This window comes from Actinoplanes sp. NPDC049265 (assembly GCF_043197135.1).
Taxonomy (GTDB): Bacteria; Actinomycetota; Actinomycetes; order Mycobacteriales; family Micromonosporaceae; genus Actinoplanes.
This window is the reverse complement of sequence record NZ_JBICSP010000010.1, coordinates 187,412-207,820: the sequence shown is the minus strand read 5'-3', so window position 1 is coordinate 207,820 and position 20,409 is coordinate 187,412. Positions and strand designations below refer to the sequence as shown.

Here is a 20,409-nt window from a genome sequence, read left to right as displayed (position 1 = left end):
TCAGTCCCCTCCCCGGCCGGCCGCGGCCCGCATGATGAGCCCGGAGATCCGGGCCGCCTCGGCGCTGGCACTTCCGCCGGGCACGTTCTCCAGCATGACGCACGACGCCGAGACCGCCTCGCCCTTCTCGTTGTAGGCGAATCCGATGAACCAGCCGTGCGGCGGCCGGCCCTCACCGTTCTGCGCGGTGCCGGTCTTGCCGCCGACCTCGAACCCGCTGATCTTGGCTTTGCGGCCGGTGCCGTTCTTGACGACGCTGACCATCATCTCGCGCAGGTCCTTGGCGACGTCGCTGTTGACCGGCGTACGCAGGACCTTGGGGCTGGCTGTGTACAGCGGCCGGCGTTCCGAGCTGAGTTCCTGCTGCACCAGGTAGGGCTTCATCTGCTTGCCGTCGTTGGCCACCGTGGCGGCGATCAGCGCACCCTGCAGCACGGTCATCCGCACGTCACGCTGCCCGATCGACGACTGGGCCAGCGCGGCCTGGTCGGTGCTGCCGTCCGGGTTGGCCATGGCGCCGGTGCGGCTGGCCGTGACCGCGAGCCCGCTGCCTTCGAGGTTGCCGATGGTCAGGTCGGTCTGTTCGAACCCGAACGCCTGGGCGGTCTTCTTGACCCGCTCGGCGCCGAGCTCGACGCCGAGCCGGGCGAAGCCGGTGTTGCAGCTGGTGGTCAGCGCTTCCTTGAGGGTGACCTGGGTGCTCGGGCAGGTTTCGGACTCGGCGTTCTTGATCGTCGCGCCGCTGCCCGGCGGGGTGTAGCTGTCGCCGGCCTGGATCTGGCTCTCCTGCGTCTTGCCGGCCTGCAGCGCCGCCGCCGAGATGATCACCTTCATGGCCGAGCCGGGCGGCTTGGTGTCGGCGATCGCCCGGTTGAGCATGGGGTTGTCCTTATCCCCGTTCAGCTCCTTGAACGTCGCCGTGAAGGTCTTGGGGTCGTGGCTGGCCAGCGGGTTGGGGTCGTAGCTGGGCATCGTCACCATGGCCTGAATGGCGCCGGTACGCGGGTCGATCGCGATCGCCGCGCCCTTCTTGACGCCCTTCTGGTTGTCGGTGAGCTCTTTCCAGGCCGTCTCCTGGGCCCGGGTCTTGAGCGTCAGCACGATGTTGCCGCCGCCGGTGTTGTCGCCGGTGAACATGTCCCCGATCCGGTCGGCGATCAGTTTGTCGCTGGTCCCGGCCAGGAACTCGTTCTCGCTCTTCTCGATGCCGGTGGCCGCGTTGTCGACCGGCTTGTAGCCGATGACCGGCGCGTAGATCTCCTTCTTGGGGTAGACCCGCAGGTATTTGAGCTGGTCGTCGGTCACCTTGCTGCTGGCCAGGGGCTGCCCGTCGGCTTCGATGACGCCGCGGGCGCGCTCGTACTCGGCCACCGTGACCCGGCGGTTGTGCTCGTTGTTGCGGTACTCGTCGGCCTTGTAGCCCTGCACCCAGTTGAGGTTGGCGAACAGCAACCCGAACAGCACGAGGATGACCACGCCGGCCTTACGCAGTGGTGCGTTCACGGCTGGATCACCTCCGTCATGGCGCCGTGCAGCTGGGCCGGCGGCTGTTTGGGGCCGGCCGCCCGTTCCTGCGGTCCGCCGGACGCCGGGCGGCGTCCGGCATCGGAGATGCGGAGCAGCATGGCGATGAGAAGCCAGTTCGCCATCAGTGATGAGCCTCCGGACGACAGGAACGGCGTCGTCTGCCCGGTCAGCGGGATCAGCCCGGTGATGCCACCAACGATGACGAAGACCTGCAAGCCCAGTGTGAACGCGAGGCCACCGGCGACCAGCTTGCCGAAGGAGTCGCGGACCGCGATGGCCGCGCGCAGCCCGCGCTCGACGATGAGCAGGTAGACCACCAGGAGTGAGGTGAGACCGAAGAGCCCGATCTCCTCACCCATGCCGGCGAAGATGAAGTCGTTGCGTACCTCGGGCACGAAGCCCGGCGACCCGGCGCCCGGCCCGGTGCCGAACAAGCCGCCGGTGCCCAGCCCGAGCAAGCCCTGGACCAGCTGATAGCTGCCGCCGGCGCGTTCGTACTGGTGCGGGTCGAACGGGTTGAGCCAGACCTGCGCGCGGTCGTAGAAGTTGGCGAACGGGCCGCCGACCGAGGCGCCCAGCAGGTATGCCACGTAGACGCCGCCGAAGAACATCAGCAGGCCGATGATCAGCCAGCTGGCCCGTTCGGTGGCGACGTACAGCGTGACCACGAACAGTCCGAAGTACATCAGCGCCGTACCCAGGTCCTTCTCGAACACCAGGACCAGGAGGCTGAGCAGCCAGACGGTGATGACGGGACCGAGGTCACGGCCGCGCGGGAAGTCGATGCCGAGGAACCGCTTGCTGGCCAGCGACAGCACCTCGCGTTTGCGGACCAGGTAATACGCGAAGAAGGAGACCAGCGCGAGCTTGGCGAACTCACCGGGCTGCAGTGAGATACCGCCGACCCGGATCCACAGCTTGGCCCCGTTGATCTCGGAGATGCTGCCTGGCAGCACGGCCGGGATCATGACCAGGACGATGCCGATCAGACCCAGGGTGTACGCGTATTTCGATACCTGTTTGTGATCCCGGATGACCAGCAGCAGCACCGCGGCCAGGATCAGTGACGCCAAGGTCCAGGCCAGCTGACGCCCGCCGTACCCGGAGAACAGGCCCGGCTCGGGCAGCTTCTTGTCCAGCGCGCGGGCGATGTCGAGCCGCCGCAGGAACGCCACGCCGAGGCCGTTGACCAGGGCTACCGCGGGCAGCAGGACCGGGTCGGCGTACGGAGCGATGAACCGGATCACCACGTGCAGGGCCAGGAACAGGATGCTGAGCAGCACGGCCGGCACCCAGAAGGTTCCGCTGATCTTGCCGTACTGGTTCGCCTCGACCGTGGCCGCGTACACCCCGACCAGAATCATCGCGAAGGCGAGTAGACCCAGCTCGGCGTTGCGGTGGGTCTTCAGCCCCGGGATACGCGGCATCTCACCCGTCGACGCGGGTGTGGGAGCCGGTACTGCGGGCGCGGTCAAGAAGATGTCCCCAGACGTGGTGAGCGGAGGCTCAGTCCACCGGGCGGCAGCCGACCGGCGGGATGACCGGCGGCGCAGCGTCGGAGGGCGAAGCGTCCGGAACAGTGGCGGGCGTGGTGGCCGGCGCCGAGGAGGCGGTCCGGCCCGGTACGGAGGATCCTCCCGACGCGGAGGGCGCGGCGGGCGGCGTCGGTGGTGTGCTGGCCGGCGCGGACGCCGACGTGCTCGGGCCGGCCGACGTGCAGATCGGTTTGAGGTTGGGGTTGGACGGCTCGTTGGCGGTCAGCTCGGCCAGCCGGCGCTGGGCGTCCGGCCGGTTGTCGGCCTGGATGCCCTCCTTGACGCGGTCCTGAGCCGTGGTGGTCAGGTCGTCCAGCCGGGCCGTGCTGGTCTCGTTGACGCTGGACAGGTCGAACCCGGCGACCTCACCCGGCACACCGCGGAAGATCGCCAGCTGTCCGGAATCGGTCGCGCCCACGTAGTACTGATCTTGTGTGTAGCGCCAGCCCAGGAACAGGCCGCCGCCGAGCATGGCGAGAAGCAGGAGCAGGAGCAGGCTGGTACGGACGGGATGCCGCTTCGGCTCCGGTTCGGGCGTCTCGTAGGCGGCCGTGTCGGGCTGGGCCGAGCGCGGCGGGGCCTGCAGGGCGGCTGCTCTCGCGGCGGCGCTGGAGGAGTCGGCCATCGTCGTGTTGCCGCGGTCGCGGGCCGCCGCACCGCCGACGATCGGCGCCTGTTCCATGATGTCGGCGTCGGTCGCGTCGGCGACCACCACGGTGATGTTGTCCGGTCCGCCGCCGCGCAGCGCCAGCTGCACGAGACGCTCGACACAGGCTTGAGCATCCGGAATGTCGCGCATGCTCTCGCCGATCGTCTCGGCGCTCACCACGCCGGACAGGCCGTCGCTGCAGATCAGGTACCGGTCGCCCTTGAGGACCTGGCGGACGGAGTATTCCGGGTCGATGTCCCGGCCGTCGAGCGCCCGGGTCAGCAGGGATCGCTGGGGGTGGCTGCTCGCCTCCTCCGGGCTGATCCGGCCCTCGTCGACCAGCATCTGTACGTACGTGTCGTCCTTGGTGATCTGGGCGAACTCGCCGTGCCGGAGCATGTAGGCACGGCTGTCACCGATGTGCACCATGCCCATCTTGCTGCCGGAGAACAGCACCGCGGTCAGCGTCGTGCCCATGCCCTCGAGCTGCGGGTTGGCGTCGACGGTGTCGCGGAGCGTCTGGTTGGCGTTGCCGACGGCGTGCCGCAGCGCGTCGACCAGGGCGTCGCCGGGCACGTCTTCGTCCAGTGGGGCCATCGCGGCGATCACGATGTTGCTGGCGACGTCACCGGCCGCCATTCCGCCCATGCCGTCGGCGACAGCGAGCAGCCGCGGTCCGGCGTAGACGGAGTCTTGGTTTCCGTCTCGGATCAGACCGCGGTCGCTTTGAGCGGCGTAGCGCAGGGTCAGGGTCATGGCCGTAGCTCTAGTGAAGTGCGGCCGATCCGGATCGGCACGCCAAGGGGGACGGGGGTAGGTCCGGAGACCTTACCGCGATCGAGATAGGTCCCGTTCGTCGAGCCGAGGTCCTCGACGAACCACTGGCCGTCGCGGTTGACCAGACGGGCGTGCCGAGCCGAGGCGTAGTCGTCGGTGATGACGAGGGTGGAGTCCTCGGCTCGTCCGATCGTGATCTGCGCCTCCCCCAGGGTGATCCGCGTGCCGGCCAGCTGACCGGCGGTCACCACGAGCTGCCGGGGCGCCTTACCGCGTTTCGCCTTCGCCGGGGCCGGCCCGCCGAGCACCGCGCCACCCACCCCACGGGGGCTGGCGACGATGCTCTTGGAGCGCGAGCTGCCGAAAAGGTCCCGGCGAATGACCCCCACCACGGTGAACACAAAGATCCACAGGAGGATGAGGAAGCCGAACCGGGCAACGGTGAGGACGAATTCGGGCAAGGTGCTTAGCCGTCCACTCGGAACGTAAGGGTGGTCGTACCCAACTGGATCATGTCGCCCGGGTTGAGCGCCACCGCGGACACCCGCTGCCCGTTGACCATGGTCCCGTTGGTCGAGCCCAGATCGGTCAGCACAACCTGGCTGCCGTCGTAGTCCAGCCGGGCGTGGCGCCGGGAGATGCCCACGTCCGGAAGACGCAGGTTGGCCTGGTCGCCGCGACCGATAACGGTCGAGCCCATCTGCAGCGGGTAGGTACGCCCGTCACCGGACACCAGCCCCACGTTGCGGCCGTTGTGCCCGCCGCCGTGCTGCTGGTAACCCCCGCCCTGCTGGTCGTACGGCGAGTACTGCGGCCCCGCGTCGTACGCGGGTTGCTGCACCGGCGCGACCTCGCCACCGGTGTAGACCTCGGCCGTCACCCGGAACATGCCGGTGTCCAGCCCGTCCCCCCGCTCGATCTCGACGATGACGTCGCCGTACACCGTCCAGGCCTGCTCACCGATGAACTCGGCCTGCGACTGAGCCAGCTCCTGAGCCAGCGCCGCCGCATACGGCGCCAACCGGCTGTGGTCATAAGGTGACAGATCAATCACATAACGGTTCGGCACCAGCGTCCGGCCACCGGCCAGGATGGCCTTGTGCGCCTCGGCCTCCCGCTGCATGGCGTTAAGAATCTCCACCGGGTGCACGACACCCTTGAACACCTTCGCGAAGGCCCCCTCGACCAGGCCTTCCAACCGCTTCTCGAAGCGCTGCAGCACGCTCACCGGCTCCTCCTCGGGTTCCGAGGACATGATGGTATCCGGCCGCCGCTTCCCCGTCCCTGTGAAGAGCGACCGGCACTTCTGACCCTCGTATAACGCCCTGCCGCGCCGTGCTAATGTTCTCGACGTCGCAGGGCTAGTTAGCTCTCGCGGTAACTGTGACAGCCTAGTCTGCCGCAGCTAGCAACACGTCACGGGGATGTGGCGGAATGGCAGACGCGCACGGTTCAGGTCCGTGTGTCCGAAAGGACGTGGGGGTTCAACTCCCCCCATCCCCACGAGTGAGTCGGGGCCCCGTGCGAGCAGAAAGCGCTCGCCGGGGCCTCACTCGTATTCCGCTCCGGGGGCCGAGCCCCCGGAAGCCCCGCGCTGTAGGCGCGAGCGCAGCGATCCGCGAACGCTGAGCGTCACCCGATTCGGGGCCAAAGCCAAGGTCAAAGACCAACGCCAAACGCCAGGCCGCAAACGCCAAGCGCCGGGCACCGGGCGCAAACGCCAAGGCCGAGCGCCGAAATCCCAGCCTGAGCGTCCCCCAGATCGGCAAAAAACCGGCAGCGACCGCAACCAACAACGGCCCGCACCGCGAGAACCACCACAACCAGCAACGGCACCGCCGCTTGGCAGCCTTTGACCTAACCGGGCCAACCCAACAAGCCGCAGAGGGGCCACCCACCCCAGCCCCCACCCACACCAACCCCCTCCCGCCGCTGCCCGCCGTTGACCTGACCGCACCCAACCACCCAGCCGGCCCAGCCTCACCCAGCAAGCCCAGCCACACCTGGCAAGCCCAGCCACACCCGGCAAGCCCAGCCACCCAGCAAGCCCAGCCACACCCGGCAAACCCAGCCACACCCAACCCACCAAGCCAACCAAGCCCCCCAAGCCCAAGGAAGCTATGCTCGCGGCTGTTTCCCAGAGGCCCGGAGGTTTGCTGAAGTGAGTGTTGCGCTGGTTACCGGTTCCGGGGGCCTGATCGGCTCAGAGGCGGTGCGACACTTCGCCAACCTGGGCCTCGACGTCGTAGGCATCGACAACGACATGCGCCAGGAGTTCTTCGGCCCCGAGGCCTCCACCGCCTGGAACGTGGAACGCCTCAAGGAGGACCTGGGTAGTAAGTACAGCCACCACGGCATCGACATCCGCGACCGTGAGGGCCTCCAGAAGATCTTCCAGAAGTACGGCAAGGACATCGCGGTGGTCATCCACACCGCGGCTCAGCCGTCCCACGACTGGGCGGTCAGGGACCCGTTCACCGACTTCGACGTGAACGCCACCGGCACCCTCAACGTGCTCCAGAACGTCAGGGATCACGCGATCGGGGCCCCGGTCATCCACTGTTCGACCAACAAGGTCTACGGCGACCGCCCCAACACCCTCCCGTTCGTCGAGCGGGAGACCCGCTGGGAGCTCCCCGAGGACCACCCGTATTACAACGGCATCACCGAGGACATGTCGATCGACCAGTGCCTGCACTCGGTCTTCGGCGCCTCGAAGGTGGCGGCCGACGTGATGGTTCAGGAGTATGGCCGCTATTTCGGCATGAAGACGGCCCTGTTCCGGGGCGGCACGCTGACCGGTCCGGCGCACTCGGCCACCGAGCTGCACGGCTACCTGGGCTATGTGATGCGCTGCAACATGGAACGCCGGACTTACAAGATCTTCGGCTACCAGGGCAAGATGGTCCGCGACTCGATCCACAGCCACGATGTGTTGACGGCGTTCGAGGCTTTCTTCCGCAGCCCGCGGGAGGGTGCCGTGTACAACCTGGGCGGCGGCCGCTTCTCCAACTCCTCCCACCTCGAGGCCTTCGCGCTGTGCGAGAAGATCACCGGCGAGCAGATGCGTACGGAGTACAAGGAGGAGAACCGGGTCGGCGACCACAAGTGGTGGATCGGTTCGAACGCCCGTTTCGAGGCCGACTACCCGCAGTGGAAGCAGGTTTACGACGTCCCGATGATCCTGCAGGAGATCTACGAGGCCAACGTGGGCAAGTGGGTGCCGGTCGGATGATCGACAAGGGTAAGGGCAACGTGCTGGGTGTCCTGGTCGACATCGTCGACTACGACGCCGCCACGGCCCGGATCCTGCGGGCCGCACGGGACCGCCGCCCGTACGCGGTGACCGCCCTGGCCGTGCATGGGGTGATGACCGGTGTGCAGGACCCGGCCCACAACGCCCGCCTCAACTCGTTCGACCTGGTCACACCGGATGGCCAGCCGGTTCGCGGCGCCTTGAACGTGCTGCACCACGCCGGCTTGACCGACCGCGTCTACGGCCCGGAGCTGACCTTGCGAGTGTTGCGCGAGGCCGCGGCCGAGGGTCTGCCGGTCTATCTGTACGGCTCGACCGAACCGGTTCTGGCCAGGCTGGTCCCGGCGCTGGAGGAGATGTTCCCGGCGCTGAAGATCGCCGGTGTCGAGGCGTCGAAGTTCCGCAAGTCCCAGCCGGGTGAGCCGGCTGAGATCGCCGAGCGCATCAAGGCTTCCGGGGCACGAATCGTGCTGGTCGGGCTGGGTTGTCCGCGCCAGGAGATTTTCACGTACGCGATGCGCCCGCTGCTCGACATGCCGTTGCTGGCGGTCGGCGCCGCCTTCGACTATCACGCCGGCCTGTTGAAGAACCCGCCGGCGTGGATGCAGAAGTACGCGCTGGAGTGGCTGTGGCGGCTGGGCCTGGAGCCCAAGCGGCTGTGGAAGCGCTACGTGCTGCTGAACCCGAACTACGTCGCCCGTCTCACCGCGCAGCGCTCCGGCGCCTGGAAGGCCACGCCTCCCCCGGCGACGGACGCACCGGTGGAGAGCTTCGCCGTATGAACAGCCGGGACCCCTCATCCAAGAGGTCCCGGCGCGACCTCCCCAGGTCGAGTCCCTGAACCGACATTAGATTGTTCGCCGGCCCGGTAACAGGGCGATTGTCCACTTCGCCCGGACGGATGTGGCCCCTTAGGGGTGCCGGTCCGGTGATATCCCGGTTTCGCGTGTCGTGTGACAGGTGAAGTCTGGCGCTGTGGACATCGCCTTGATCGGGTCGCTCGCCGTGCTCTGGCTCACCGCCGGCCTGATCGCCGACGGGCTGCCGGCCTCGGCTACGGCCGCCGCGCTGCACCGCCGGGCCACGCTGCTGACCGGTGTGATCGCCGCGGGCACGGCGATGCTGGTGGCGGTTCCGCTGGTCAATCTGGGCCGGCCCGGTCCGGAGCCGGCGGGTACGGCGATCGTGCTGGTCTGCGTACCCGTCGCCGTCGTGCTGACGGTCGGCGTGCGTCGCCTCGCCCGGGTCCGGCGTGGTGCGGCCGCGCTGGCCACCGCCCCGCTCGCGCCGATTCCGCCGGGCTTGACCGCCGGCGCCGCGCATCCCCTGATCGTGGTCCCGACGCAGGTGGCCGGCCTGGCCGCGGTGGCCGGCCTGCCGATCGCCGCGGGTGTCATCGACGTGTCGACGGCCCTGCTCGTGGCCGTTGTCGGCGGGGTGGCCGGCCTGGTCGCGGTGGCCATCGCGATCCGGCACGGCGTGCGGCACAGCCGCTTGAGTGTCGGCGCGATCGCCCCGATCAAACGCCGCCCCAAGCAGCTGGTGCCGTAGCCGTCCCGGCTAGTTCTTGCGGGCTTCCTGCACGTAGAGCAGTTCGAGGATGGATCGGGCGGCCTCGAACCAGCGGTCCAGCCACTCCGACGGCGGCAGGCTGCCCCGGGCCGGCAGTTCCAGCAGCAGGCCGCGCAGCAGCGGGTGGTCGGCCATCGAGGTCGCGAGGGCCGGCGTCGCGTCCGACCAGCTGCCGGGCGAGAACACCGGCTCGGTGAGGCCCTGCAGGTCGAGCGACGGCAGTTTGGCGGCCCGGTCGAGTGCGCTGGACGGCTCCAGGCCCGGCGTGGACAGCCCGGGCGAACGGGTCGGCAGCGGCGCGCCGTCCCGGCGGGTGACCAGCTCACCTTCGGTTTCGGTGGCCTCGCGGCGGCTCTGCCGGTACGCGCTGACGCCGCCGCTGAACCGGTCCTGTGCCGTGGCGGAACCGTTGCTGAGGTTCTCGTTCATCGTCTCGCCTCGCTGAAGTGATCAAACCGCGGTCCGGCCCGCGCTTAGGTCGTTCAACGAGGTTGGCCCGTTCGGGCGACGGCAATAGTGGGACAAAAGGCACACTCGCCGACCCTCCGACGGTGCGACGGAGGGCCGGGCGGGGCGCCTGGGGCTCAACTCAGAGGTCGAACTCGCCCTCCTTGGCACCGCCGACGAACGCGTCCCATTCCGCGGCGGTGAAGATCAATGCCGGGCCGGACGGGTCCTTCGAGTCGCGGACCGCGATCGCGTCCTGGATGAACGCCACCTCGACACAGTTGTCGCAGTTGGGTCCGCTCCGCGTGCTCTTGAACCACTGCGCTCTGCTCAGGTTGACCCTGAATCCCTTGGTCGTGATCTCCACAATGGCTCCTCTACCAGCGACTCGATCAGCTTTGTCGACTCGTCCGGGCCGAGAGCCAGCGCGCGGAGGTCGTCGAAGATCGAGTGGTATTTCCTCAGCTCCTCTTCCTTTTCCAGGAAAAGCCCACCCGTCGCGTTCTCGACGTACACCACGTCCGGATCAACCTGATCGGGGAAATCCAGGATCGCGAATGCGCCTTCCATGCCCGCGTGTGAGCCGGCCGCGAACGGCAGCACCTGGAGGGTCACGTTGGGCAACTCCTGCGCCTCGATCAGATGGCGCAGTTGCTCCAGCATGACCTCCTCGCCGCCGACCGGCCGGCTGAGCGCCGCCTCGTCCAGCACCGCCCAGAGGTAGATGGGATCCTCCTGGGTCAGCAACGACTGCCGGGCCAGCCGGACGTGCACACGACGATCGATGTCCTTCGGCGTGTCACTCGTCCGGGCGTTGCGGATGAGCGCGAGGGCGTATTCCTCGCTCTGCAGGAGGCCGGGGATCACCAGCTGCTCGTACGCACGGACTCCGCGCGCCGCGGCCTCGAGCCCGACGTACGCGCCGACCAGGACCGCACTGTACGGATGCCACCACCCTTTTTGTCGCGCCTCACGAGCGATTTGGACCAATTCTTCGGCTTCGTGAGTTGCGACCCGATAAATGGTCAGCATGTCGGCGACATCGCGGGGAGTTGCGCTGTTATGTCCGGTTTCTATGCGGGACACTTTGGACGGAGAGCAACCCAGACCCTCGGCCACCACCTCGATCGTGACGCCGGCGGCCTCGCGATATCGTCGCAGTTCCGCACCCAGTCGACGGCGGCGGATCGTTGGGCTTCTACGGACATTCACGCGTCCAGTTTCGCGAATGATCGTCCGATCGTTCAACATCGTTTCGTGATCAAACAATCACGGACGGCTGACATGCAACTTGCATCAATACTGCGAGTAGTGCAGTCTTTTGAGTATGGCCGATATCACCAAGATTCCTTTAGTGATCAGGTCACGCTAGCCATGATCCCCTCATGGATTCGAATGTCCACCATGGAGTGATGGAGCTTTGCGCCAAGAGTGTGCACCGGGAGGATGATTCGCCTCCGCCAAGGTTGCATAGGTGTACGCGCCGGGCACACTGGAGCATCGCCGGTCACCATGTGCGGCTGATCAACGTCCACCCCGCAGACGAGTTTCAGGACAGGAGAAGACGTGCTACCTCGGTCCGGCGATGTCATACACGTGACGAAGGCGGCGAGTGTCCAGTTCACGGCGCCGATGCTGTTTCGCGTGATTCGGGTGCACGATTGGCCGACGTACGACGGCTGGATCTGGCTGGACGGCTACGAGCTGAACGCAGCCGGCGAGGCCGTGGAGCGCCGCTCGATCTTCGTGCAGGTCAACGGATTGCGGCAGGTGGGAAAGGCCCCTGACCCGCGTACCCGCAACGGCCGGCGCCCCGGGCAGAACACCGGCTCGATCCGGATCCGCAGCACCCGCTGAGACGTCAGTTCTGCTTCGGCGTGCCGCCGGTGCTCGGCGGTGCCTGCTGCGGGACGGCGATGACCAGCGTCACCACCGTGTCCGGCGGCACCTCCTGGCCCTCGGCCGGATCGCTGTCGATCACCGTTCCGGCCGGGCTCTCACTCGGCCGGTAGATCACCCGTGACTGGAAGCCGCTCCTGGTCAGCGCGGCCTGAGCCTCCTCTTGCGACAGTCCGAGCAGAGCCGGCACGGCCACCTCGGTCGGCCCGGTCGGCTCGGTCGTGGTCGGCTCGGTCTCTGGCGGCGTGGTGGCCGGCCGGGTGGTCGTGGCCTTCGTCGTCCGTGGCGTCTGGACGGCCGGCGCCGAAACCGGCGGCACCGTCGGGTTGTCCGACGGCTCGTCGGTGTTCGTCGCGATCAAGTAGATGCCCCAGCCCAGCGCACCCAGCAGCAACAGGCCCACGATGCCCACCACGATCGGCATCCACCACTTGCCGCGCGGCTCCCGGGGCTCGCTGGTCGACCAGTCCTCGGACGACGTCCAGTCCTCCCGGCTCGGCCGCGGCGGCCGCACCTGCGCGCGACCGGCCCAGGCGGCGTCGTCGGCCTTCCAGTCCTGGTTCGGCATGACCGACGTCTCACCTTTGTGCGGTGCCACAACGGTGCGGTCGTCGTCCCCCGCCGGACTGGTCTCGTCCGGGTGACTTGGCCGCACCCGTGTCCGATCATCATCATCGTCGTCATCGAAGGGCGAGAACTGCCGTGTCTCGTCGGACATCTGCGCTCCCTCTCCTGCACGCCGGGCGCCGGGGCCAACGTATCCAATCTTGGCGCCGCCGTGTGACACGTGCGGGACAATGACCAACTCGCCGCCATCGTCACGTGCCGCTACAGTGCCCGCCATGGCCGCGAAGGGTTGGACGACACAGGTGGCCGCCGCGGCCGGGGTAGCGGCTGCGACGGGTGCCGCGCAGTTGGGCCTCGGCTACGGGCTCGGCGTGGTGGTGTGGCCGGTCACGGCCGGCGCCGACGACAGCGTGTGGCTGGGCAGCCTCGGCTGGGCGACATGGATCGCCGCGAGCTCGACGGTGTTCGGCGCGATCATCGCGGCCGCGCTGCGGGGCACTCGACCCTCCGGGCCGTTGCGCGCCGGGCTCGCCCTCTCCGCCGGGGTCGGTGCGCTGCTGACGGTCGCGCTGGTCGCGTTGCCGGCTCGCGATGCCGTGGTACGGGCGGGAGGAATCGCGACCGAGAACACGGCGGCGTTGTACGCCCTGATCGGCATCGTCCTGGGCGTGCTCATCGCGTACTGGGCGGTGATCTCGGGTCCCGTGGCGGCCAACCTGATCGCCACCTCGGCCTACCTCTGGACCTTGGCCGCGACCGCGATCGTGGTCGAGCTGACCGTCGGCCGCCCCGCCGCGACATACCTGACCAGCTGGCAATTCGCCAAGATCGCAGAGGATTCACGGTACGGGGCGATCTACTGGCCCAGCGCCCTGATCACCCTGGGCGCGGCGTTCCTGCTGGGCGTGCTGGCCGCGTGGCCGGCCGCCCGCCGAGGCCATTACGGAGTAGGAACGGCCGCCTCGGGCGCCGTCGGCCCGGTCCTGGTCGGCGTCGCGTTCCTGCTCCTGGCCCCCCAGCTGACCGGCGCGATCGGCGAACTCCAGTCGGCGTACCTGATCGCCCCCTACGCCGTCCTGTCCGGCCTGGCCGGTTCCGCTCTGGTGACAACCGCAGCCCAGCGCCGAACCACGCCCACACCGCCGCCGTCCTCCGCCCCACCCCCCACCGACGAGGACGACTGGTCCGAAGCCATCAGCCCACCGTCCTCCCGCCCCAAGCGCCGCCCCACCGGCTCTACCGCGGCCACCCGCCCCGCTTCAGACCCGGCCTCCCGTACCGCCTCCGACCCGGCCGCCCGCCCTGCCTCAGACCCGGCCTCCCGCATCACTCCCGATCCGGCCGGCCGCATCGCTCCTGCGGCCGCCCGCACGACTTCCGATGCGGCTGCCCGCACCAAGCCCGCGGCCGCCCGCACCGTTCCTGCGGCCCGACCTGCGCCTGCGCCTGCGCCTGCGACCCGACCCGCCCCGGCCGCCCGACCGGCCTCCGCCCCGGCGCCCCAACCCACCTCCGCCGCAGCCGCCCGACCCGCCTCTGATCCCTCGACCCGCGAGCCCGCCGCTACCTCGGGCGACCGCCCCTCCGCGGATCCCGTCGCCCGACCTTCGCGCGGCGGCCTCTTCGGACGGCGTAAGCGACAGACACCAGACGACGAGCCGACCCTCGACCTCAAGCCCTCAACTCCTGCCCCCATCTCGGGCTCCGCACCCACCTCGGGCTCCGCACCCACCTCAGCCGGCGCGGCCTCTGCGCCGGCATCCTCTGCTGGGGACGAGGAGCCGACCGCCGACCTGGGCCGCCCGGCCAACTCGCCGAAGGCGAAGTCCCAGCCGTCGGCTTCCCCCGCCCCGGCGAAGTCCGCGCCGGCCGGCGCACCGAAGGCACCCGCCCCGGCGGCCGATCCGTTCAAGCCCACTGCGGTCGGCCGCCCGCGCAAGGGCACGTCACGCAAACAGACCGCGTCGCCGACCGAGCCACCAAAGGCCGAGGACGCCAAGCCGCCGCGCAAGTCGACGGTCGCGGCCCCGCCCGCCAGCCCGCCCATCGCCAAGATCAACCCGCCGCGCGAGGCCGACGAGAAGTAGGTCGTTCGCCAGGAAACCGGTGCTCAGCGCCGGGCGATCGTCGGTCTGAGTACCAGCGCACCGCCGCGAAGGACGGTCACACCGGCCGATGAGCTGAGATCCGTCGCGGCGCGCGAAAGCGCCGCCCCAATCCGTGGAAGCGGCGCTCGGACGATGCGACCGGAGCCGGCGCGAAAGGCCGCCCCCAACCGCGAGAGCAACGCTCAGACGGTGCAACCGGAGCCGGCGCGAAAGGCCGCCCCCAACCGCGAGAGCAACGCTCAGACGGTGCAACCGGAGCCGGCGCGAAACGAAAGCGCCGCCCCCGGAACAGCGGGAGCGGCGCTCGGCGATGTGAATCGAGCCGGTGTGATGCGACCGGCCGAAGCCCGGCGAGCCTAGGATCAGGCCTGGCGGATGGCCTCGCCCTCGATCTCGATCTTGATCTTCTTGCTGACCATGACGCCGCCCGACTCGAGGGCCATGTTCCAGGTCAGGCCCCAGTCCTCGCGGTCGATCTCGGTGGTGGCGCTGAAGCCGAAGACGTCCTGACCGTACGGGCTCTTGCCGGCGCCCTCGAACTCGACCTTCAGCTCGACCGGCTTGGTGACGTCTTTGATGGTGAGCTCGCCGTCCAGGACGAACTCGCCGTCGTCCCAGGACTTGAGGGCGGTGCTGCGGAACTCGATGTTCGGGTACTTCTCCGAGTCGAAGAAGTCGCCACTGCGCAGGTGGTTGTCGCGGTCGGTGGCGTTGGTGTTGACGCTCGCGGTCTGGATCGTCGCGCTGACCGAGGACTGCAGCGGGTCCTCGCCGACCACGATCGTGGCCTCGGCGGTTTCGAAGTTGCCACGCACCTTGCTGACCATCAGGTGTCGAGCCACGAAGCCGACGCGCTTGTGGTTGGCGTCGAGCAGGTAGGTCCCGGCCGGCGGGACCTGAACGCCCTGGAAGTCGCGGGGGCCGATGGCGACGGACTCGGTCATGACTGAATTCTCCTCGGGACTGGATCGTGTCGATGGGGTGTTTGCGTGACGTAGCAACTATATGACGAGCAATATTCCCCCTGTCAAGCTTCTGGTAACGTCATAAGAGTGAACGTCGATCTGGGAGACCCCCGCTTCACGGCCATCGGACTGCTCACCGAGACCTTCACCGGCCTGCGCAGCCACTTCGAGGCACAGCTCGACCAGCACCGCCTCTCGATGGTTGAGTTCGAGGTGCTGATGCGCCTCGCCCGCACCCCTGGGCACCGCCTCCGGATGACCGATCTGGCCGCACAGACGTCCCTGTCCACCAGCGGTGTGACCCGGGTGGTGGACCGGATGGACCGCGATGGGCTGATCGTGCGCGAGGCGTGCGCGAGCGACCGCCGCAGCTCGTACGCGGTGATCACCGAGGCCGGCCTCCACCGGCTGGACGGCCTGCTGCCCGAACACCTCGAGATCATTCAACGCTGGCTGATCGACCCTCTGACCCCGAAACAGCTCGACGCCATGCTCGAAGGGTTGCGAAAAATTCGCGATGCGGTCAACCCGTGCGCGACGGCGGGAACCGGCGGACCGGCAGAACTACCGGCAGAACCCGCCAGCGCCTAGGGCATAGGGCGCGAATCCCCCCAATTGTGCTTCGCTTCGCCGTTAGGGTGATCACGGCAAGGGGGATGCGGCGCGACCGTGGCGGTTTGGCGGGGCGACGGGGGAGCCATCGTTTTCGCCGCGTTACCGGTGGGGCGTTGCGACGGCCGGCGCTGTGGGGGGCCACAGAGAGCGCCGGCCGTCTCACGCGCGCCGCTGCCCCTTGCGTCAAACTTCCACCCCGCCCACCCAACCCGTGCCGGCCGTCCGCGGGCGCTTTTTCGCCGCGACTCCCACACCACGTGTGGTTTGGAAGACGCCCTACTGCATCGACTCCCGCGCCGCGCACCAGCCCGCGCCGAGGGTCACGAACACGCTCGGGCGAGCGCAGGCCGCGCCGTCGCCGGCCATGCGCCGCCGCTTCGTCTCGCAGACCACGACGCGGCGAAGCGCGCGGACCGGCACCGCGGCCAGGCGGTTGGAAGATGGGCGTCGCAACGAGAGAGCACGCACCATCAAGCCCGACGCGGCGGTCAGGTGGGGAGGCCCAGCATCTTTCGCTCGTGCGGGAGCATGGTGATGCTGCCCAGGTCGGCGAGCCGGGCCAGGGCCAACGCGCGCCGTTCGGGATCGGGCGTGGTCGCGGCCAGGCCGATCAGTGCTTCGAAGACGTCACGCGGGTCGGGGCCGCCGAGATAGGCGTCGACCGCTCGCGCGTAATACTCGGCCGCCCGCTCCGGGTCGCCGGTGACCCGGGCGATGGCCGCCTCGACCAGGGCCACCTCACCGTCCATGTAGGGCGGTGAGAGCACGGGGGCCGGCGAGATCGGTGCCGCGGACAGGGCGGGCGGCGAGCTGACCATGGCCGACGCCGGCAGTGAGAGCGGTGGGCTGAGTTCGGCCAGCATCGCCGATGCGTCCTCTACGCGGCCGGCCTCGGCCAGGGCCAACCCGATTCGCCCGATGACCCGCCGGCGGTGGATCGGGTCGCCGAGCCCCTCCAACTCGGCGACCGCCTGGCGGCCGAGCATCTCCGCCTCGGTGAACCGGCGGTCCAGTCGCGCCACCTCGGCCAGGTTGGCCCGGGCCAGGGCGCGGAGCCGGTGCTCGCCGCAGCGTTCGGCCAGGCGGTCGACGGCGAGCAGGCGGTCGCGGGCGGCGGCCAGGTTACCGGACCGGATCTCGTGCCAGGTCAGGTTGTTCTCGGCGACGGCCTGGTCGCGGATCCGGCCGGTTGCCCGGGCCAGTTCGAGCGCGGCCAGGCCGTGCCGCCGGGACCGGTCGTAGTCGTCCCTGGCCATCGACAGTGCCGCCAGCTGGGTGTGCGCGCTCAGCTGGCCCTCGATCAGGCCGAGCCGCTCGAAGTCGGCCAGCGCCTCGGCGGCGGAGACGATCTCGTCGGTGGGGCCGGCCGGGGAGCCGCCAAAAACGCCGGATGGGAAGCCGGCCGAGGAGCTGGGCGCGGAGCCGGCCGAAGAACTGGGCGCCGAGCCGGCCGAAGAACTGGATGCGGAGCCGGCCGAAGAACTGGATGCGGAGCCGGCCAAAAAGCCAGGTGCGGAGCCGGCCAAAAAGCCAGGTGCGGAGCCGGGCGCGGAGCCGGACGAGAAGCCAGGTGCGGAGCCGGACGAGCCGTGTTGCGGGGCGGGCGGTGCCAGCTGGGCCAGCCCGATCTTGGCCCAGGCTCGGACCGCGGGGTCGCCGTCGGCCGTACGCGGATCGTCCAGCAACCGCCGCAACCACTGGCGACCGGTCACGTCCCGCCCCCGGAAGCGCCACCAGCGCGGCAACGCCGCGGCCAGGCGCAGCGCGGTCCGCGGGTCCTCGGAGGCCGCGTAGGCCAGGGCGGCGCCGACGTCCCCGGCCACGTCGTCGAGCCGGTTGGCCGCGTCGGCCAGATGCGGCCCGACCAACTGCGGAGCGATGCCCTCGGCGAGGCCGGCGATCACCTCGGCGTGCCGTTGCCGGCTGGCCGGGAGCTCGCCCTCGGCCGCCGCCCGTTCGGCCGCGTAGTCGCGGACCACGTCGAGCAGCCGGAACCGGAACACGCCGCTGCCGCGGACGCTGAGCAGACCCAGTTCGAGCAGGCGGTCGAGCAGGTGCACGACGTCGGTGTCGCCGGCCCGGCCGGGTTCGATCATCTGCTCGGCCAGGGACACCGACCAGCGGTGCCGGAACATGCCCAGGCGGCGCAGGGCGTACTGCTCCTCGGGGGCGAGCAGGTTGTAGGAGGCGGCGACCGCCTCGCGCAACGACACCGTGGCGTCGCCGGGGCGGCCCGTCAGGTCGAGCAGGCGGTCGCCGTAGCGGTGCAGGATCTCGGCCACGGTCAGCACGCGGCCGTGCGCGGCGGCCAGCTCGATGGCCATCGGCAGGCCACCCAGCCGCCGGACCAGGGTGGCGAGTGGTTGCACCTCGTCGGGGGCGACGGGCTCCCGGCGTACCCGCATCAGACGGTCGAGGAACAGCTGGACCGCGGGAAAGTCGCCCACCTCGGCCAGGGTCCGGGCCGATTCGGGCGGCGCGTTCAGCGGCGCGAGCGGCCAGACCCGTTCGGCCGACAGACCGATCGGGTGCCGGCCGGTGGCGATGAAGCGCAGTGTCGGCACGCGTTCGAGCAGCCGGGACAGTGCCTCGGCGACCGCCTCGGGTGATCGTTCGACGGCGTCGATGAGCAGTGCGCCCGAGGTGCCGGCGAACCGGGCGGTCAGGTCTTCGAAGCGGCCGACGCCGAAGACCGCGGCGACCGTGCCGAGGATGTCGCCGGTGGCGAAGCCGTCGGTGATGACGATGCCGGCCACGCCGCCGGGGTGCGCGTCGACCACGCGGTGGCAGACCGAGAGGGCCAGCGCGGTCTTGCCGACGCCGGCCAGGCCGACCAGGGTGACCACGCGCGGGTGGCGGATCGGGCCGGTGAGCAGGCCAGCCAGTTCGGCGGCGTCGGTGTCCCGTCCGATCAGCTCGGCCGAGGGTGGTAGCCGGACGTAGCGCCGGCCGTTGCCGGTTTCGGCGGCCTGGCCGCGGGCGGCGAGCAGGAACGCGTGGCGGTCGGCCCCGGTCAGGTTGAGGGCGTTGGCGAGCAGCTCGACGGTGGTGCGCTGGGGCCGGGAGGCGCGGCCGCGTTCCAGGTCACGGACGGTACGCACACCGATGCCGGCCCGCTGCGCGAGCTCGTCCTGGGTCAGCCGGGCCTGTCGCCGGTGACCGCCCAGCATGGCTCCGAATCCCGGACCGTCGGCACGGTCCGCCCCGTGATCAGCTGCCATGCCTTGAACCTAGGCATACCGATCGATGCATGTCGTCCCGTATGCAGGCACTTGTCCGGGATCGGACGTGGTTGGGTCGGAATACCGACAGGTAAATGTCGACTCAGAGGCCCAGGCCACGGGCGATGAGCATCCGCTGCACCTCGGACGTGCCCTCGCCGATCTCCAGGATCTTGGCGTCCCGGTAGAAGCGGCCGACCGCCGACTCGTTCATGAAGCCGTACCCGCCGTGCACCTGGGTCGCGTACCGGGCGTTCTCCATGGCCGCGTTGCTGGCGTGCAGCTTGGCCACCGCCGCCTTGGCCTTGAAGTCCTCACCGGCGATCATCCGGGCGGCCGCGTCGTACCAGGCCAGACGGGCGGTGTGGGCGCGCAGTTCCATGTCGGCGATCATGAACTGGACGGCCTGGAAGTTGCCGATCGGCCGGCCGAAGGCCTCGCGCTGGCCGGCGTACGCCACGGACTCGTCCACGCAGCCCTGGGCCAGGCCGACGGACAGGGCCGCGATCGCGATCCGCCCCTCGTCGAGGATCCGCAGGAACTGCGCGAAGCCACGCCCACGTTCGCCCAGCAGGTTCTCGGCCGGCACCCGGGCGTCGTCGAAGGACAGTTCATGGGTGTCGGAGGCGCACCAGCCGACCTTGTCGTAGGCGGGCGCGACGGTGAAGCCGGGCGTACCCGAGGGGACGATGATGGTCGACAGCTCTTTGCTGCCGTCGGGGTTGACGCCGGTCACGGCCATGACCGTGACGAACGCGGTGATGTCGGTGCCCGAGTTGGTGATGAACGCCTTGGTCCCGTTGATCACCCACTCGCCGGTGGCCTCGTCGAGGCGGGCCCGGGTGGTGGTGCCGCCGGCGTCCGAGCCGAAGCCCGGTTCGGTGAGACCGAAGCCGGCCAGGGCCTCGCCGGAGCACAGTTGCGGCAGCCAGCGGGCCTTCTGCTCGGGCGTACCGAAGCGGTGGATCGGCATCGCACCCAGCGAGACCGCGCCCTCCAGGGTGACCGCGACGGAGCTGTCGACCCGGGCCAGTTCCTCGAGCGCGACGCAGAGCGCGAAGTAGTCGCCGCCCATGCCGCCGTGCTCCTCCGGGAAGGGCAGGCCGAAGAGGCCCATCTTGCCCATCTGGCGGATCAGGTCGTACGGGAAGGTGTGCTGCTGGTAGTGCTCGGCGATGACCGGCGCGACCTGTTCGCGTGCGAATTCCCGCACGGCCTCACGCAGCGCCTCCTGCTCCTCGCTGAGCCGGAAGTCGACCATGACTGCTCCC

18 protein-coding genes, 1 tRNA gene and 1 pseudogene are annotated in these 20,409 nt (G+C 69.5%); 7 read left to right on the top strand and 13 right to left on the bottom strand.

What is annotated here, in order from left to right:
• The 5 genes from ACGFIO_RS24205 to ACGFIO_RS24185 all read right to left on the bottom strand — a co-directional run bounded on the left by ACGFIO_RS24205 (position 1) and on the right by ACGFIO_RS24185 (position 5,743).
• Positions 1–1,503, bottom strand: coding sequence for a peptidoglycan D,D-transpeptidase FtsI family protein (locus ACGFIO_RS24205; RefSeq protein WP_392828833.1), 1,503 nt, complete (start codon positions 1,501–1,503; stop codon positions 1–3).
• Entirely contained in the window at positions 1,500–2,954 is a 1,455-nt protein-coding gene (locus tag ACGFIO_RS24200) for an FtsW/RodA/SpoVE family cell cycle protein (RefSeq protein ID WP_392828831.1), read from the bottom strand. The genes ACGFIO_RS24205 and ACGFIO_RS24200 overlap by 4 nt, the downstream gene beginning before the upstream one ends.
• Positions 2,955–3,033: 79 nt before the next feature.
• Positions 3,034–4,467: a PP2C family protein-serine/threonine phosphatase gene (locus ACGFIO_RS24195; RefSeq protein ID WP_392828830.1), complete on the bottom strand. Its 1,434-nt coding sequence runs from the start codon at positions 4,465–4,467 to the stop codon at positions 3,034–3,036.
• On the bottom strand, positions 4,464–4,949 hold the full coding sequence (locus ACGFIO_RS24190; protein ID WP_392828829.1) for an FHA domain-containing protein: 486 nt from the start codon (positions 4,947–4,949) through the stop codon (positions 4,464–4,466). Before ACGFIO_RS24190 ends, ACGFIO_RS24195 begins: the two co-directional genes overlap by 4 nt.
• 5 nt (positions 4,950–4,954) lie before the next feature.
• Positions 4,955–5,743, bottom strand: coding sequence for an FhaA domain-containing protein (locus ACGFIO_RS24185; protein ID WP_392828827.1), 789 nt, complete (start codon positions 5,741–5,743; stop codon positions 4,955–4,957).
• A 165-nt stretch (positions 5,744–5,908) separates the two neighbouring features.
• Here ACGFIO_RS24185 and ACGFIO_RS24180 point away from each other — a divergent pair.
• From ACGFIO_RS24180 to ACGFIO_RS24165, 4 genes are all read left to right on the top strand, one after another.
• Positions 5,909–5,991, top strand: a tRNA-Leu gene (locus tag ACGFIO_RS24180).
• Between the two features lie 658 nt (positions 5,992–6,649).
• Positions 6,650–7,723, top strand: a complete 1,074-nt coding sequence (locus ACGFIO_RS24175) for an NAD-dependent epimerase/dehydratase family protein (RefSeq protein ID WP_392828825.1) — start codon at positions 6,650–6,652, stop codon at positions 7,721–7,723.
• The gene (locus ACGFIO_RS24170; RefSeq protein ID WP_392828823.1) at positions 7,720–8,526 is read left to right on the top strand and encodes a WecB/TagA/CpsF family glycosyltransferase; all 807 of its coding nucleotides are present in this window, start codon (positions 7,720–7,722) and stop codon (positions 8,524–8,526) included. The genes ACGFIO_RS24175 and ACGFIO_RS24170 overlap by 4 nt, the downstream gene beginning before the upstream one ends.
• Positions 8,527–8,704: 178 nt before the next feature.
• A complete protein-coding gene (locus ACGFIO_RS24165; protein WP_392828822.1) occupies positions 8,705–9,295 on the top strand; it encodes a hypothetical protein in 591 nt (196 codons plus the stop codon).
• Between the two features lie 9 nt (positions 9,296–9,304).
• Here the strand turns inward: ACGFIO_RS24165 and ACGFIO_RS24160 are convergent, their stop codons facing one another.
• The 3 genes from ACGFIO_RS24160 to ACGFIO_RS24150 all read right to left on the bottom strand — a co-directional run bounded on the left by ACGFIO_RS24160 (position 9,305) and on the right by ACGFIO_RS24150 (position 10,975).
• Positions 9,305–9,745 carry a hypothetical protein gene (locus ACGFIO_RS24160; RefSeq protein WP_392828821.1) on the bottom strand — a complete coding sequence of 147 codons (441 nt, stop codon included), beginning with the start codon at positions 9,743–9,745 and terminating at the stop codon, positions 9,305–9,307.
• A 160-nt stretch (positions 9,746–9,905) separates the two neighbouring features.
• Positions 9,906–10,124, bottom strand: coding sequence for a DUF397 domain-containing protein (locus ACGFIO_RS24155; protein ID WP_392829021.1), 219 nt, complete (start codon positions 10,122–10,124; stop codon positions 9,906–9,908).
• Entirely contained in the window at positions 10,094–10,975 is an 882-nt protein-coding gene (locus ACGFIO_RS24150; protein WP_392828819.1) for a helix-turn-helix domain-containing protein, read from the bottom strand. Before ACGFIO_RS24150 ends, ACGFIO_RS24155 begins: the two co-directional genes overlap by 31 nt.
• Positions 10,976–11,329: 354 nt before the next feature.
• Between ACGFIO_RS24150 and ACGFIO_RS24145 the strand changes: the two are divergent.
• Positions 11,330–11,603 (top strand): annotated as a pseudogene (locus ACGFIO_RS24145) (hypothetical protein); the annotation flags it as partial.
• Between the two features lie 21 nt (positions 11,604–11,624).
• On the opposite strand, the gene ACGFIO_RS24140 reads toward ACGFIO_RS24145, so the two are convergent.
• Positions 11,625–12,380, bottom strand: a complete 756-nt coding sequence (locus tag ACGFIO_RS24140) for a PASTA domain-containing protein (protein WP_392828817.1) — start codon at positions 12,378–12,380, stop codon at positions 11,625–11,627.
• Between the two features lie 124 nt (positions 12,381–12,504).
• Here ACGFIO_RS24140 and ACGFIO_RS24135 point away from each other — a divergent pair, with 124 nt between their 5' ends.
• Positions 12,505–14,316: a Hansenula MRAKII killer toxin-resistant protein 1 gene (locus ACGFIO_RS24135; protein ID WP_392828816.1), complete on the top strand. Its 1,812-nt coding sequence runs from the start codon at positions 12,505–12,507 to the stop codon at positions 14,314–14,316.
• Between the two features lie 383 nt (positions 14,317–14,699).
• Here ACGFIO_RS24135 and ACGFIO_RS24130 read toward each other — a convergent pair whose 3' ends face one another.
• Positions 14,700–15,281, bottom strand: coding sequence for a YceI family protein (locus tag ACGFIO_RS24130; protein ID WP_392828814.1), 582 nt, complete (start codon positions 15,279–15,281; stop codon positions 14,700–14,702).
• 108 nt (positions 15,282–15,389) lie between these two features.
• On the opposite strand from ACGFIO_RS24130, the gene ACGFIO_RS24125 reads away from it, so the two are divergent.
• On the top strand, positions 15,390–15,893 hold the full coding sequence (locus ACGFIO_RS24125) for a MarR family winged helix-turn-helix transcriptional regulator (RefSeq protein WP_392828812.1): 504 nt from the start codon (positions 15,390–15,392) through the stop codon (positions 15,891–15,893).
• 300 nt (positions 15,894–16,193) lie between these two features.
• On the opposite strand, the gene ACGFIO_RS24120 is transcribed toward ACGFIO_RS24125, so the two are convergent.
• The 3 genes from ACGFIO_RS24120 to ACGFIO_RS24110 form a co-directional block, all read right to left on the bottom strand.
• Positions 16,194–16,370: a hypothetical protein gene (locus ACGFIO_RS24120; protein WP_392828811.1), complete on the bottom strand. Its 177-nt coding sequence runs from the start codon at positions 16,368–16,370 to the stop codon at positions 16,194–16,196.
• A 35-nt stretch (positions 16,371–16,405) separates the two neighbouring features.
• Entirely contained in the window at positions 16,406–19,138 is a 2,733-nt protein-coding gene (locus ACGFIO_RS24115) for an ATP-binding protein (protein ID WP_392828809.1), read from the bottom strand.
• Positions 19,139–19,241: 103 nt separating this feature from the next.
• On the bottom strand, positions 19,242–20,399 hold the full coding sequence (locus ACGFIO_RS24110) for an acyl-CoA dehydrogenase family protein (RefSeq protein WP_392828807.1): 1,158 nt from the start codon (positions 20,397–20,399) through the stop codon (positions 19,242–19,244).
• Positions 20,400–20,409 lie beyond the last annotated feature (10 nt).